At 63.3% G+C, this 15322-nt stretch carries 13 protein-coding genes; 9 read left to right on the forward strand and 4 right to left on the reverse strand.

The genetic code is table 11. From position 1 onward, the window contains the following. The first annotated feature begins 214 nt into the window (after window positions 1-214). The 5 genes from G6N61_RS00955 to G6N61_RS00975 all read left to right on the forward strand — a co-directional run bounded on the left by G6N61_RS00955 (window position 215) and on the right by G6N61_RS00975 (window position 5014). The gene (locus G6N61_RS00955) at window positions 215-943 is read left to right on the forward strand and encodes an amino acid ABC transporter ATP-binding protein (RefSeq protein ID WP_170314447.1); all 729 of its coding nucleotides are present in this window, start codon (window positions 215-217) and stop codon (window positions 941-943) included. Between the two features lie 69 nt (window positions 944-1012). Next, a complete protein-coding gene (locus G6N61_RS00960; RefSeq protein ID WP_163916369.1) occupies window positions 1013-1795 on the forward strand; it encodes a glutamate ABC transporter substrate-binding protein in 783 nt (260 codons plus the stop codon). A 28-nt stretch (window positions 1796-1823) separates the two neighbouring features. Beyond that, window positions 1824-2504 (forward strand): amino acid ABC transporter permease, encoded by a 681-nt coding sequence (locus tag G6N61_RS00965; protein WP_163916371.1) that lies wholly within the window; start codon window positions 1824-1826, stop codon window positions 2502-2504. Window positions 2505-2532: 28 nt separating this feature from the next. After that, on the forward strand, window positions 2533-3414 hold the full coding sequence (locus G6N61_RS00970; RefSeq protein WP_163916374.1) for an amino acid ABC transporter permease: 882 nt from the start codon (window positions 2533-2535) through the stop codon (window positions 3412-3414). A gap of 127 nt (window positions 3415-3541) precedes the next feature. Next, window positions 3542-5014, forward strand: a complete 1473-nt coding sequence (locus tag G6N61_RS00975) for an aspartate ammonia-lyase (protein ID WP_235887132.1) — start codon at window positions 3542-3544, stop codon at window positions 5012-5014. A gap of 1309 nt (window positions 5015-6323) precedes the next feature. Here G6N61_RS00975 and G6N61_RS00980 read toward each other — a convergent pair. Beyond that, window positions 6324-7364, reverse strand: a complete 1041-nt coding sequence (locus G6N61_RS00980) for a methyltransferase (protein WP_163916378.1) — start codon at window positions 7362-7364, stop codon at window positions 6324-6326. 157 nt (window positions 7365-7521) lie between these two features. Further along, entirely contained in the window at window positions 7522-8886 is a 1365-nt protein-coding gene (locus tag G6N61_RS00985) for a protoporphyrinogen oxidase (protein WP_163916380.1), read from the reverse strand. A 313-nt stretch (window positions 8887-9199) separates the two neighbouring features. On the opposite strand from G6N61_RS00985, the gene hemE reads away from it, so the two are divergent. Further along, complete coding sequence (hemE, locus tag G6N61_RS00990) at window positions 9200-10264, forward strand: uroporphyrinogen decarboxylase (protein ID WP_163916382.1); 1065 nt, start codon at window positions 9200-9202, stop codon at window positions 10262-10264. A 35-nt stretch (window positions 10265-10299) separates the two neighbouring features. On the opposite strand, the gene G6N61_RS00995 is transcribed toward hemE, so the two are convergent. Continuing rightward, window positions 10300-10830 carry a CGNR zinc finger domain-containing protein gene (locus G6N61_RS00995; RefSeq protein WP_235887133.1) on the reverse strand — a complete coding sequence of 177 codons (531 nt, stop codon included), beginning with the start codon at window positions 10828-10830 and terminating at the stop codon, window positions 10300-10302. 174 nt (window positions 10831-11004) lie between these two features. Here G6N61_RS00995 and G6N61_RS01000 point away from each other — a divergent pair, with 174 nt between their 5' ends. From G6N61_RS01000 to G6N61_RS01010, 3 genes are all read left to right on the forward strand, one after another. Continuing rightward, a complete protein-coding gene (locus G6N61_RS01000) occupies window positions 11005-11541 on the forward strand; it encodes a carboxymuconolactone decarboxylase family protein (protein WP_163916386.1) in 537 nt (178 codons plus the stop codon). A 149-nt stretch (window positions 11542-11690) separates the two neighbouring features. Then, a complete protein-coding gene (locus tag G6N61_RS01005) occupies window positions 11691-12428 on the forward strand; it encodes a haloacid dehalogenase type II (RefSeq protein ID WP_163916388.1) in 738 nt (245 codons plus the stop codon). A gap of 192 nt (window positions 12429-12620) precedes the next feature. Continuing rightward, window positions 12621-13598: a zinc-binding alcohol dehydrogenase family protein gene (locus G6N61_RS01010; RefSeq protein ID WP_163916612.1), complete on the forward strand. Its 978-nt coding sequence runs from the start codon at window positions 12621-12623 to the stop codon at window positions 13596-13598. Between the two features lie 58 nt (window positions 13599-13656). Here the strand turns inward: G6N61_RS01010 and G6N61_RS01015 are convergent, their stop codons facing one another. After that, window positions 13657-14763: a TetR/AcrR family transcriptional regulator gene (locus G6N61_RS01015; RefSeq protein ID WP_235887086.1), complete on the reverse strand. Its 1107-nt coding sequence runs from the start codon at window positions 14761-14763 to the stop codon at window positions 13657-13659. Window positions 14764-15322: the final 559 nt, after the last annotated feature.

Consider the following 15322-nt stretch of genomic DNA (forward strand, 5'->3'; position numbering starts at 1 on the left):
GGAAGACCTACCAACTCAGCAGTGCACCACTGCCTGACTACGTCAGCAGAGCCATGTGCTGTTCCGCAGCCACGTCAGCGAAAGGCTTTGATTTCATGATGCTAGGCCCTGGGTATCGACCCGATCTATTCTGCGGCCCGAGCCCACTGCTGATGCGCGCTTGCGTATCAGCTCGTCAGCCAGATCGTGAAGTGCGATGACTGAATCCGTTCCGATGGTGTCAATGCACGGCGTTGACAAGCACTTCGGTAGCTTGCACGTCCTCAAGGGCATCAATTTGGACATAGCACGCGGCCAAGTTGTTGTGGTCCTGGGCCCATCAGGGTCGGGCAAATCCACGTTGTGCCGCACCATCAACCGGCTCGAGCCGATCGACAGCGGCACCATCGCGATCGACGGTGAGACCCTGCCCGCGGAGGGGAAGAAGCTCGCACAGCTCCGCTCTGACGTTGGCATGGTGTTTCAGTCCTTTAACCTGTTCGCGCACAGAACAATTCTTGAGAATGTCACGCTCGCTCCGACGAAAGTACGTAGACAGTCCAAACAACAAGCCCGCGAGTCGGCGATGTCACTGTTGGAACGGGTCGGCATTGCCAACCAGGCCGACAAATATCCATCTCAGTTATCTGGAGGGCAGCAGCAACGCGTCGCGATAGCCCGCTCCCTGGCGATGAAACCGAAGGTGATGCTGTTCGACGAGCCCACCAGCGCTCTGGATCCCGAGATGATCAACGAAGTCCTGGCGGTGATGACATCGCTCGCCGAGGAGGGCATGACGATGGTGGTAGTGACCCATGAGATGGGCTTCGCACGCCGTGCCTCGGATCGGATCATCTTCATGGCAGATGGCGCGATCGTCGAAGACGCCGAACCGGAAGCTTTCTTCACCGATCCCCGATCCGATCGCGCCAGGGACTTCCTCGGCAAGATCCTCAACCACTAACACCTCAGCGAAAGGAAGACAGTGATCTCGACACGTAGGTTCTTCTCCAGATTGCGGATTGCCGCTGCCATGACACTGGCCACCGGGCTAGCTCTCTCGGCGACCGCCTGCGGCGGCGGATCCAGCAGTGATGACGGAACAATCGTCATCGGCACGAAGTTCGACCAACCCGGGCTGGGGTTACGCAACCCGGACGGCACGTTGAGCGGGTTCGATGTCGACGTAGCCACCTACATCGCAGGGCAACTGGGCTTCGCACCCGACAAGATTGAGTGGAAGGAAGCCCCTTCGGCACAACGCGAAACACTGATCCAGAACGATCAGGTCGAGTTCATCGCCGCGACCTATTCGATCACCGACGCACGCAAACAGAAAGTCTCATTCGCCGGGCCCTACCTCGTCACCGGTCAGAGTTTGCTGGTCAACGCCGACAGTACAGACATCACTGGAGCTGACTCACTGCAGAACAACAAGAAGCTGTGCTCCGTGGCGGGCTCCACCCCCGCCCAACACATCAAGGATACGTACGCCGGCGTTCAGTTGCAGCAGTACGACACTTACTCGGCCTGTGTGGAAGCGCTGAAGAACGGTGCCGTAGACGCCGTCACAACCGATGAAACGATTCTGGCCGGTTACGCCGCCCAACGGCCTGGCCTATTCAAAATCGTCGGTAAGCCCTTCTCCGAGGAGCGCTACGGCATTGGTCTGAAGAAGGGTGACACCGAACTGCAGGCCAAGATCAACAACGCCATCACCAAGATGCAAGCCGACGGGGAGTGGAAAGCAGCCTTCGACAGGAACCTTGGCGCAGGAGGCGTCACTGCACCGGTACCGCCACCGCTAGACCATTAACCAACCATCCTGGCATCGGGAGAGAGCATTGGAAATATTCTCCACCTATTCTGACCAGATCTTCCAGGCGTTTTGGACCACAATCCAATTGACCGTGTGCTCGGGCGCGGGAGCGCTGATCCTCGGCACTGTGCTGGCCGCGATGCGTCTAGCACCGGTCCCCACGCTGAACTGGCTGGGCTCTGCGTACGTCAATCTCGTGCGCAACACACCCTTGACCCTCATCACTTTGTTTTGCTCGTTCGGCCTGGCTCAAACACTGGGCATGACCCTGGTAGATGCACAGTCCTTGACCTCGATCGAGGACAGCAACTTCCGGCTGGCGGTGCTGGGATTGACGATATACACCGCCTCGTTCGTGTGCGAGACCGTCCGTGCCGGCGTCAACACCGTGCCGTTGGGTCAAGCTGAGGCCGCCAGGTCGTTGGGGTTGACCTTCGGTCAGAATCTGCGAATGGTGTTGCTACCGCAGGCATTCCGAGCGGTCATCATTCCGTTGGGTTCCGTACTGATCGCGTTGACCAAGAACACGACGATCGCCTCAGCCATCGGCGTAGGCGAAGCCGCTCTATTGATGAAGGAGATGATCGAGGACACCGCCGCACTGGCCATTGTCGGCACAATCTTCGCGCTGGGGTTCGTCATCCTCACACTGCCAATGGGCTTTCTATTCGGCTGGCTCGGCAAGCAATTCGCGGTGGTCCGATGACGACGAGCAACGACAAGAAGGAAACGCCATGAGCGGCACGTCGAACCTTTTCGACATCCCGGGACCGCGCGCCCGTGTACGCAACGCGGCGGTCGCCGCGGCCACCATCGTCGCAATCTTGGTCGCGGTTTGGCTCGTGTACTCACGACTGGATGCTAAGGGCCAGTTCGACGCGAGCAAGTGGTTGCCATTCGGGACGGCGAACTTGTGGTCGACCTATGTGCTGCCAGGCGTGCGGGGCACTTTAACCGCGGCATTTGCATCAATAGCGCTGGCTCTGTTGCTGGGTTTGTTCTTCGGGGTCGGCCGACTCTCGAGCAACAGAGCAATCAGCCGAGCTTGCGCGACCTACGTCGAATTGTTCAGAGCGGTCCCAGTTCTGATTCTGATGATCTTCACCTACTACCTCTTCGCCTCTTACGACATCTTCCCGTCTCGCCATCTCGCGTTAGCCGGAGTGATCACCGGACTGACGTTGTACAACAGCGCCGTGATCGCCGAGATCATCCGATCCGGCATCACGGCATTGCCCCGCGGACAGTCTGAGGCTGCCGAGGCACTTGGCCTTCGCTGGAGTCAGATCATGCGTTTGGTTCTTCTGCCGCAGGCCATTACGTCGATGCTGCCCGTACTGGTCTCGCAGCTTGTAGTGGTTCTTAAGGACACCGCGATCGGCTATCAGATCACATACGTGGAAATGGTGCGCCAGGGCACCGTCATCGGGTCGTCCTACGGTAACTTCATCCCTGCCCTCATTGTGATCGCCGTATTGATGGCTGCCGCCAATTTCACTTTGTCTGCTTTCGCAACTGCGTTGGAGAAACGCCTACGGCGATCCAGTCGCGGGCCGAGGCCGCTGGATGCCGAGGCAATCGAGCAAGAAGGAACACCCGCCGCGGCAGTCCGTTGAGTCAGATAACGCGTGTCCGCGAATTCCCGTGTCGGGAGTCGCCGGCATCCGCACGACTTCGTCAGCTGAGACGCCTGCGCTGATCTGCCTCAGCAGGCGATCGATCCACCACGAGTTTAGGAGCTTCATCATTCAAGGCAAGATCCGCGTCGAGCATGATCTACTGGGGGACAGAGAAATTCCCTCCGACGCGTACTGGGGTGTCCACACCGCACGGGCGGTCGAGAACTTCCCGATCACCGGGATACCAGTTGGAAAGTACACCGAGTTCATTGCCGCGCTGGCGGCTGTCAAGCAAGCCGCGGCGATAACCAACGGGGCGCTGGGGCTGCTCTCCTCCGAGCAGGCCGGCGCAATAGTCCAGGCGTGTGAGGAGATTCGCACCGGGAAACTGTCTGATCAGTTCCCGGTGGACGTGATACAGGGGGGCGCGGGCACTTCCACCAATATGAATGTCAATGAGGTCGTCTGCAACCGCGCATTGGAGATCTTGGGCCATACCAAAGGAGATCACCTGCTCCTCCACCCGGCCGACCACGTGAATATGGGCCAGTCCACCAACGACGTGTATCCAACGGCCCTGCGCATCGCAGTCATCGACTGCTGCGAGAAACTCGATGCGGCAATGGGCAACCTGATTACGGCGTTCACGGCGAAAGCCGAGGCCTTCGCCCGCATACTCAAAGTCGGCCGCACGCAACTGCAAGACGCCGTGCCGATGACCCTTGGCCAAGAGTTCCAAGGGTATGCGGTTACCATCGGCGAAGATCGTCTCCGCCTCGCTGAATCCATCGCTCTACTTCACGAGATCAATCTAGGTGGGACCGCGATAGGAACGAGTCTCAACGCCCCCCCGGGCTACGTTTCGTCGGTATGTGCGAACCTGAATCTGATCACGGGCCGACAGTTCACCACGGCGGCGGATCTCATCGAAGCCACGTCCGACCCTGGAGCGTTCGTACAATTGTCCGGGGTGCTGAAGCGCATCTCGGTGAAACTGTCCAAAATCTGCAACGATTTGAGACTGCTATCGTCGGGTCCCCGCGCCGGACTCAATGAAATCAATCTTCCTGCTGTACAGGCAGGATCGAGCATCATGCCGGGTAAGGTGAACCCGGTCATCCCCGAGGTGGTCACTCAGGTCTGTTATGCGGTCATCGGACGGGACCTTACCGTTACGATGGCGGCCGAGAGCGGCCAATTGCAGCTCAACGCGTTTTTCCCGGTGATCGCTTACTCGGTGCTCGACAGCGTCGCCTCTCTTACCGCGGCGACGAACACACTCACCACGCAGTGTGTCCGGGGAATCACCGCCAACATCGAGACGATGGCCAGCCATGTCCACAACTCCATCGGTCTCGCCACAGCTCTCAACCCACACATCGGCTATGCCGCCGCGTCGGACATCGCCCGCGAGGCCCTCCTCACCGGCCGGCCAGTCGTCGACATCACCCTAGCCCGCGGTGAGCTGTCGGAACACGAACTCCGTCACATACTCTCACCCGAGAGATTGGCCAATCTCGTTGTCGAGCCTGGCCCGAATCCGCTCGACATCGAAGCTCACGACGGGAGCCGGCTTCCCAGCGAACTGCACGACTGACGCAACCCGAGCTCTTCAAGCAATCGGTGTTGGAAACGGCGTTCGGGTGCGCACCCACCCGGCCAGGCATTCCCGCTGGCAGTCCCCACCGCGGTGGGTCGTGGAACTCGACCCGAACGAGGCGCACTATCGTTGTCAGATAATAGGTTTCAGAACGTCTCGGACGCGCTACCTTCGTAACCAACCGCGCGTACCGCGCTCGGGGCTGTTCCAGCTGACCATTGATCTCGTGTGCTGACCGCCGTACGACGGTGCGCCGTTCGAGTAGTGTTCCTCTGTGGGAAAACGCTTTTGGGCGGCCATATGCCGGACGCTGACGGCAAGCCAGCGGGCCCGGGCAGCGTCGATCAGCATGTGCTCGCTGGTCAGTCCAGCGGGCCGTCATCCCGATTGGTCATTCTAGGTCTCAAATACAGTGTAGTGAGGCTGCTTTTGATCCGGCCTGTGCCTATTTGCGGAACCAGCGTCGCTGCTCCCCGGCCGACGGGACCGCATCCGGTAACGAGCCACTGGCAGTCCTTTGATGTTGTCGCGGTTCGTCTTCCGACACCGCCGAACCGACCCGCTAAACCCGTCGCAGCGCCCGACACCGCCTCCGCCGATGGTTACCCGGGCGGCGTGAGCTGCTCGCAGTTCGCTGCATGGCTGGCTTGAGAGATCCGAATGGTCGAACTGTTCCACGAACGAGCCGCGGACAGCATAATGAGTTCCACCGAAGCCAACCAGAGCACACCGGCCACCCCCCGCCCGGTGTGCTCTGCCGGTTTGCAGTAACTCAGACCGGTTGCCGCTGGCGCGGCTCGTCACCCCCCCGGCGAGCCGTGCCAGCATCTCGCTCGAATCGCTCCATTCCGCCGTGAACGAGAGGAGTGACTCGACTGGCCCGGCTGCTCGTCTTCCGCGGCCGGGACCCGCCTTCCGATCCGCGGACTGGCTTACCCGCCCCCTTTGATGTGTCGGCGGATCCGGCCGGCCGATGACAACGCACGACGGTGACGACGACCTGCGCCTGCTCCAATAGAGCGTCTCAGTGAGCGTAGGGGCGGTGCCCGTCGAAAACAGACCCGAATCGTGTTCAGCAGCTCAGGACGAGCAGTGTCATTGCGCTTCGTGGCAGTGGAGGCAGATTGCTGCGCATCAGTTTCCGAGGGCGCAGTCTGCTTTCAGGCGGTATTGATGGGCTCTAGGACGTTTCGGATCCCGATGCAAGTCGAACGCGGGCCGTAGGGTTCCGATGAGATGGCACCTCGCCCGCTGGCACCCGAGCCGTCCGGCGATGTTCGTCGGTGTCGGACGTCCATGACGGCGTTCAGATCGCGACAGCCTCGATGACGAACTGCGGAAGCCGAGTCGGCCGCACGGAGGTTCGGCGCAATCCGGCCGCGGCGAAGAGGGCGTCGAACTCGTCGAGCGTGCGTTCGTGGCCAGTCAAGAACAACATCATCGACACGTCGGACATCGCCGCCACCTGGCTTGGATTGGTTGCATCCCAGACGAAGTCAATGACCACCACTCGGCCGCCCGGCAGCATCGCCTCGCGGCACCGGCGCAGTACCTCGATGCAACGCTCATCGTCCCAATCGTGCAAGATGAACTTCAGCAAATACAGATCCCCGACGGGGGCGGTGTCGAAGAAATCACCCGCGAAGAAGTCGGTGCGACTCGGAAATCCCTCGGCCGCAGTCTCGCTACGCGCCATGTCGAGCACCTGTGGCTGATCGAAGACCACCCCCTTCAGCGCGGGGTTGGCAACCTGCAATCGTCGTAGCAACGCCCCCGTGGCGCCACCCACGTCGACAGCGCATTGAACGGAGCTGGTGTCGAGGACGTCGGTGATGTTGTCACTCCACACCGCGGTGGCACTCGACATGGCCGCACTGAAGTTCGCGCCGTGCTCTGGGTGACGCCCTAGATAGGTGAAGAAATCCTCGCCGAGTGCTAGGTGAGCCTGGGTGCTGCCGGTTCGAATCGTCGGGACGAACTGCGACCAGGCCTTCCACATGGGCTCACTCGTGAACGACAGCGCCTGCGCCCGCAACGAACGGGGGTGGTCCACACGCAACGTAGCCAAAACGTCTGTGCCCGCGTAGACGGCGTCGTCGACCGCCACGGTCAACCCCAGAGCGGTGCCGGCGCGCAGCAGACGACCGACGAAAATCGGGGATGCGTCCTCGCGGCTGGCGATGTCCTGCGCCGACACCGGGCCGCCGCCGAGATGGTCGGCGATGCGGAGCTCGGCGAACGCACGGATTGTCTGACTGACCGCGTAGCCGTAGATGAATTCGACCATCTGCGTGTAGGCGCCATCGCTTGCGGCTCCTACTTCTCCCGGCAGTGGTTCGGGGTTCATTTCGGACCTTTCTGAGTACGCAAGGGCGCCGAAGCGCAGGTCTCGACAGCGAGCCCGGCGGGACCGCCACCGACCATGTAAGGCGGTGCGGGCGACAACGGCATACACGGTGACATGAACGAAACGAATGCCATGACTTGCAGGGGTAGTTTCTCGCTCACGTCGCCATGACGGCCGCCGTCAAGAACTGTGCCGCCTTCGTGGCCGACGAAGCGCACGCTGGCACACCGATGCCGTCCAGGTAAGCGCCAGCCACCTCTATCTGTGGTGGCAGCCCGCTACGCAACTCGGCGACTAGGTCGCCATGATTGGGACCGTATTGGGGTAGGGCGTCGGTCCAGCGGTGAATACGACTGTCCAGCGGTCTCGCGTCGATCCCGAAGATCGTCGCCAAATCGTGCCTGGCCCATTCGAGCAGATCGGCATCGCTGGCTCCGATCGCCGCGCTCTCGCCGAATCGACCGAAGGACACGCGAACGAGCTCGACGTTCCCGGTCTTGGCCCATTTCCGTGAGGACAACGTGATCGCCTTCGTGCGCAGAGGCTCGTCACTGCCCACCAGGACGCCGGATTGGTCGGGCAGCGCGGTGCCCTCCGGCAGCGCCAGCGCAACGACCACCGCGGAGGCGACCTCGATTCGCGTGGCGGCCGCCGCGGTAATCGGAGCGATCGACTGAATCAACGAGGACAGGCGCGGCGCGGGAACAGCCAGGACGAGGCCGTCGAAACGGGACCGCTGGCCATCGCCGTGCCGCACCTCCCATCCGCCGGTCGCGGAGTCGATACGCGTAGCGGTCGCGCGCACCCACTGCACCTTCGAGGCGCGGACCAATTCGTCCACCAGCAGTTCGAAGCCACCCCGTATCGCCCCGAACATCGGGACATCGCCTCCAGCGGGCGCGGGCACGGACGCTTTGAGCGCGGCGGTGAGGTTGGCGGCGCCGCCGTCCAAGGCGGCGGCCACCGCGGGAATCACCGACCGCACACCGATCGTCGCGGCGGACCCGGCGTAAACCCCGCCGAGCAGTGGGTCGACCGAACGCGTGAGAACCTGCTGGCCGAATCGGTCTCCGACGAGTTCGGCGACACTGGGATCCGCACCCGTTATCCAGTGCATCGGCCGGGCGGGCTCTTCGTCAATTCGCGCGACGGTCTCGTCGTCGACCAGCCCGATCATCGACGAGGATTGCGTGGGAATCCCCATCACCGTGCCGACCGGCATCCGGTGGTGTCTACCTCCGCTGTACAGCGTGGGGCGCGCTGCTGATCTGCTGCCGATCGCCAGCTCGGACATGCCGAGCTCGGCCAACAAGCGTGGCACTTCGGGCCGCCGGGCCAGGAACGCCTCTGCGCCGATATCGAACGGCTGGTCGGCAATTCGTTCGGTCCGCAAGGCGCCGCCCAGCCGATCGGCGGGCTCGAACAGGGTGATCGACGCGAGCGGCCCGGCTGCGACTCGCAGGCGATAGGCGGCGACCAGACCGGAGATTCCACCGCCGATGATGCCGAAGTCAGGACTCATCGTCGTCGCAACGTCTCGAGGGCTGACGAACAGTCGCGATTCGGGTGGCGATCAGAGGACTGATCCGAGGCGGGCGGTTGCATGGTTGCGTTCCTACCAAGATCGGCTCCAAGTGCTGTTCATGACGGGGTGCGACACTTGACTATTGACATTCCACAGAGCTTCGGCGGCACGTCGTCACGAGCTACCACGGAACGGCGCGCGGTTGCGAACACGACGCCGGCAGCTCATCTCGACGGGATTCGGTGATGCTCATCCGCGTCGATCGATCTACGAATCACCGACGAGGACGGCAGCGTGCACCATCGCCGAGATGAACAGTCGTCGCGCTCTACCTGGTTCGCCGTACCTGGTTGCAGCCGCAGGTGGTAAGCCGACTCATATGCCGGTGTGGTTCATGAGGCAGGCTGGCCGCTCGCTGCCCGAGTATCGGCAGCTCCGTTCCGGCGGGGCCCCCATGATGGAGGTCTGCTTCGACTCGGACTCCGTCGTGGAGATCACCCTCCAACCGGTGCGGCGTCACGGTGTGGACGCCGCGATTCTGTTCTCCGACATCACCGTCCCCTTGCGCGCCGCCGGTGTCGACGTCGACATCGTCAACGAGGTCGGCCCGGTCGTGCAGCGTCCGGTTCGATGCCGTTCCGACGTCGACGCCATGACGCCGCCGAATCCACTGTCACTCACCGCAATCTCCGATGCGGTGCACTCCTTGACCGGGGAGCTCGGCGATGTGCCGCTGATCGGCTTCGCGGGCGCCCCGTTCACTTTGGCGACCTACTTGATCGAGGGCGGAGCCAGCCGCCATTTCGAGCGCACCAAGGCGATGATGCTCGGCGACCCCGACGCGTGGAGCGCGCTCATGTGGTGGCTGGCAGAGGTCACCATCACGTTCCTGAGGGTGCAAGTCGACGCCGGAGTGGACGCGATCCAGGTCTTCGACTCGTGGTCAGGGGCACTGTCGCTCAACGATTATCGCCGATACGCGCTTCCGTACACCACTCATGTTTTCGCCTCCCTGTCCGATGCGGGCGTGCCCATGACCCACTTCGGCGTGGGTACAACCCAACTTCTGAGCGCGATGTCCGACGCGCTCGGCAACGCGGCGGAACCCGTGCTCGGCGTGGATTGGCGAACGTCGATGGTCGACGCGGCATCTCGCGCTCGGCCGGGGACTGTGCTGCAGGGCAATCTCGATCCGGTCGCCTTGCTGGCAGGATTGCCGGTCGCCGAGCAGGCGGTACGGGCGGTCATCTCAGAGGGACGGCGCGCGGTCCAGGCGGGGGCTGCCGGACACATCTTCAACCTCGGCCACGGAGTTCTCCCCGCTACGGATCCGGGAATCCTGACCGAGGTGGTCAACCTCGTTCATTCGCTGTGAGACCCTGAGCCGAAAAGGTTGCACCCGAATCCGATTCACACCTGCGGGCGGATGCGCTGATAGTGACGCGCTGCACGCACCCTGTTGCCGCATGTCTGCGAGCACCATTCCCGGCGGGGGTGAGTCTTGACGAAGTAGAGCACGCATCGAGGGGCGCAGCAGGGACGCAGGGTTTGAGCCGCGGGTCCGGCGAAGAACTCGACCGCCTCGTGGGCCACGTCCCCGAGGGCGGCGCTCACCGGCGAGGTGTGAAAGACGACGTCGCCGAGGACCCGGCCCGCACGCAGCACCAGATTCGTCCGCGCCCGCCACGATGCGGTCTCGTTGACCACAGACAGAGCGTTCTCGACCTCGTCGGTCGGCCACGTCGAATCGCCGCGAGGATCGCCGGTGGACACAGCGGCCACCAGTCGCAGCGAGTCGCGCAGTCGCCGGGCGGCCACCAACTCCGCGGGCCGAGGAGCGGCGAAGGCTTCGCCGGTCATGCGAACGAGCCAATCGCGCAGCGCTGCGGGCGATGTCAGTTCGTCCCGGATTGCATGTCGATCCGCGCGGAGGGTGTTCATCAGATCGATCGGCGCCGGCTGATCGGTGACCGGCGGACCGGACGTGGGGCCCGACACATCTCGACGTTATCACGCGTAAAGGGGATTACATCCATGAGAAGTTGGTGTTATGTTTCCTAACGGCTAGAGAATACTTTATCCGTTAGCAATCATCCTCCTCTGAAAGGAACCTCCATGACGCACTTCGCACCCGTCGAGCCCGACACCGCCACCGGAGAGTCGGCAGATCTGCTGACACAGGTCAAGAAATCCCTGGGCGCAGTTCCGAACATGACCAAGGGCATGGCCAACAGTCCGACCCTCCTCAAGAGCTTCCTGGCGCTGTCGGGCGCCGTCGGCAGCGGCACCCTGCCCGCTGCGGTCCGGGAACGACTCGCCATCTCCACTGCGCAGCTCAACGGATGCGAATACTGCCTGTCGGCGCACACGATGATCGGTGCGAACGTGGCCAAGATCGATGGCGAGGAACTGGACGGCGCCCGGCGCGGCGAGTCCAGCGATGCGCATATCGCCGCCGTGCTCCAACTCTCCAACACGATCGCCGAGAACGCCGGCGACGTGGACGAAGCGGATATCGAGACGGCACTGGAAGCCGGTGTCACCGAGGAGGAGATAGGCGAGGTCGTCGCCAACCTGGCGCTCAACGTGATGACGAACTACTTCAACGTACTGGCCCGCACCGAGAACGAGTTCCCCGTGGTGTCGCTCTAGGCACTCGCGTGACATCAGCCGAACCTCGCCGTCGGCATGGACATACTGGGCCAAAAAACCCATAATTGGACGGGCGGCCCCCGCACACGTCGCGGGGGCCGCCCGGCAGGTCATCGGAGACCGCCGGCCACCGAGGAAGCAGGAGAGACATGAGCCAGGCCAGCTCGCCGCACGACGAACGCCCTGCGGGGGCACCGTCGGTGCTGGTGTTCGACGTCAATGAGACGCTCATCGACATCGACTCGTTGGCACCGCAGTTCGAGCGCATCTTTGGAGACCCCGCCGTCCTGCGCACGTGGTTCGGCGAACTGGTGATGTACTCGATGACGTTGACGTTATCGGGCTTTTACGCCGACTTCTTCGACCTGGGCCAGGCCGTCCTGCGGATGTTGGCCGAGATCCGCGGAGTCGAGCCCACCGAGGAGGAACGGCGCGGTCTCACCGAGGCGATGCGCACCATGCCGGCGCATCCCGACGCCGCACCGGGTTTGGAGCGCCTGCTCGCCGACGGTTACCGCCTGGTCACCTTGACGAATTCCCCGCATCGACCGAATTCCATTTCGCCACTGGAGAATGCGGGGCTCAGCCGGTACTTCGAACAGCAGTTCACCGTCGATGGTGCCGGCGTGTACAAGCCGTCGACGCATCTGTACCGTCGCGTCGCGTCCACCATGGGAACTCCGGTTGCGGAATGCATGATGGTCGCTGCGCACACCTGGGACACCATCGGAGCGCAGGGCGCCGGCATGCGCGGTGCGCTGATCACCCGACCGGGGAACGCGACACTCCCGATCGCCGGCGTACCGGGACCACACGTGATCGCGCCGGACATCGTCGAATTCGCGTCTGCGATGCGCACGTTCGACTGGACGAGCAACGCTTTCTGAATATCCACACCGCCCTGGACCATCCATCCACCGTGCACGCGTCTCGACACGTGCATCCCATCTAGCGAACCACGACGAGCGGAAACCTCGATGACCCAATCTCCGACACCCTTAACCGACTCCACCGCCACCGCCGGCCCCGCGCTCCCCACCGCCCCGGCGGTGGTTCGCGAGCAACCCGGCGGCGAGCAGATGCGGGCCATCGTGCTCGAGAAGTTCGGCGGCCTGGACAGTCTGGTGTACACCGACATCCCTAAGCCGTTACCGAGGGCAGGCGAAGTCGTCATCGCGGTCAAGGCGTTCGGGATCAACCACGCCGAGATGCACATGCGCCGCGGCGAGTGGGCGGAAGCCGCGGAGGTCAGCGGCATCGAATGCGTCGGGATCGTGGATTCGTGCCCCGGTGGCGAGTTCCCCGTGGGAACGCGCGTCGCGGCGCTGATGGGCGGGCTCGGACGGACGATCAACGGAAGCTACGCCCAGTACACCAGGGTGAGCGCCGCCAACGTCGCACCTATCGACGTGGACCTGCCGTGGTCCCAGCTCGCTGCACTGCCGGAGACCTACGCCACGGCGTGGACGTGTCTGTTCCGAAATCTCGAGCTGGAGGCCGGTCAAACCATCCTCATCCGGGGGGCGACGTCGTCCTTCGGACAGGCCGCGGTCAAGATGTCGGTGGCTGCGGGAGCCCGCGTCATCGCCACGACGCGCAGCCGGGATCACTTCGACATGCTCACCGCCATGGGAGCGCTGCGCGGCGAGATCGAGCGGCCGAACCTGGCCGAACACCTCCCGGAGACCAAGTCCGTCGACGCCGTCTTGGATCTGGTCGGCAACAGCACGATACTGGACTCGTTGGACCTGTTGCGGCGAGGCGGCCGCGCCTGCCTGGCCGGATGGCTCGGCGGACTGGCGCCGATACCGGATTTCAATCCACTCGCGCGAATGTCCAGCGGCGTGTACTTGACGTTCTTCGGAAGTTTCGTCTTCGGCACCCCCGGATTCCCGCTGTCGGACGTTCCACTGCGGGACATCGCCCAGCAGGTGAGCGACGGGCAACTCGACGCCACACCCGCCCACGTGTGGTCCTTCGACGAGATCAAGCAAGCCCATCACCTGATGGAGACCGGCCAGGCCAACGGCAAGATGGTGGTGGTGGTGGTGGAGTGAAATGCGCTGTGCGCCCCTGAATCACCGGGCACTCAGCCGTTTTCACGACCGCGCGTTGTCACGCCGGTGAGCGGCTGAACGAGGCAACGTAGTCGACCGCGGCGTCGAGCGCGAGCCGAAGGGGTTCCGCCGAGCCGATGACGTACGTGAGCATCGCGCCACCCTGGTGGGCGACCAGCAGCGTCACCGCGAGATGGCGCAGGTCGGCGCGCTGGTCCAACTCCCCACGGCGACGCATGGCCGACAGCCCGCGCTGCAATTCACGCAGCCATTCGTCGTATCCCGACGCGAGATCGTCGAGCACCTCGTCGTCGCCCTCGAGCAGTTCACCCACCAGCGAACCGTAAACGCATCCGCCTCGCGCATATTGCGTTTCGACCTCGGCCACGTAGGCATCGACCCATCTCCGCAAGTCGGCGACACCACTCGCACCGCCGAGCCCTGGCGGTGACTGAAACTCCAGCACGTCGTGGGCGCGTAGGGCGACCACCTCGCGAGTGAGATCTCGCTTGCCCTCGAAGTAATGCGACAGCTGCGATCCACTCACCGCGAGAGCCTTGCGCACGTCCTCCAGACTGGTTCGGTTCGCGCCACGTTCGAACATGAGGTCGGCGGCGCCGCTGACGATTCGCGCGCGTGTGGCGACACCCTTCCTGGTGTAGCGCGGCGGCTCTCCGTACGCCAGGTGGCCGTGCCGCCGATCTCGGTGAGGGCTGACGGGCGGGCGGGCCCGGCGCTCATCGGGATCACTGGCGAATGCTCGCACGTGGTTGACGACGAAGCGACACGCGTCGCTCAGCGGCCATTCCTGCCGCTGAGCGAACGCGACTGTGCCACCGCCCTGGTGGCCGGCGATCGCCACCAGCGCCAACTGCTGCGGGGTCGCCGTGCCGGTGAGGAGTCCGGCGGACCGCATCTCCTGAAGCGCGCCCTCCAGCAGGGAGACCCACCGCCAGTAGCCCGCCGCGAGTGTCTGACGAGTGACGCCATCGGATTTGGCCAATTGGCCCACCAGTTTGTGGTAGGTCGGCGTGCCTCGGTAGCCGACCCGGCGTAGATGGCTCGGGTTCAGTCCCGCCCACCTTTCGAAGTCGTCGAACGTCCGCAAGCCCGCCAACGCCGGCTGCCTATGAAACTCCAGGACCGTTTCGATCTGCCTCTCCACGACCGCGCGGATCAACGCCTGTCTGTCTGAGAAGTAGTGTGTGAGTTGCGAACCGCTGAACGAGCCGGCGCGACGGACTTTGTCGAGGCTGAAGCCCGAGACGCCCTCCGTCAATAACACCCGTGCGGCGGCCTGAAGAACATGCTCGCGCGTCGCACGTCCCTTCGGTGTGTACGACGATTGTTCGAAGGCGTCGCGACAAGCCATCTATTCGCACCGGCTCTCTGCAGCATCAGATGCGACACCTCACACTCACCGTCGACTCGAGACCGGCACGCGTGATGGGTGCCCGAGAACACTGATTCGGCGACGTCGCATTCCCGAAACACGTTGTCCATCAGTACCTACCGGCCTCGTACCGGCTGAAAGCGCCGTAGGTCGGCCGACGGAGGCCGTGGCGGCAACGACTGTCGCACGGCCTCCGTCGGAATTCACGTGATGGACCTCGTAGGCGCGAAACCATTCCGCCACCTGCCGACGGAAGGAGGCGGCCGAAGGCGATTCGCAAATCCTCGGGGAGGCATCGACGAAGAATGAACTGATTGGTCCATTTAACGTT

The organism is Mycolicibacterium arabiense (genome assembly GCF_010731815.2).
Classification (GTDB): Bacteria; Actinomycetota; Actinomycetes; order Mycobacteriales; family Mycobacteriaceae; genus Mycobacterium; species Mycobacterium arabiense.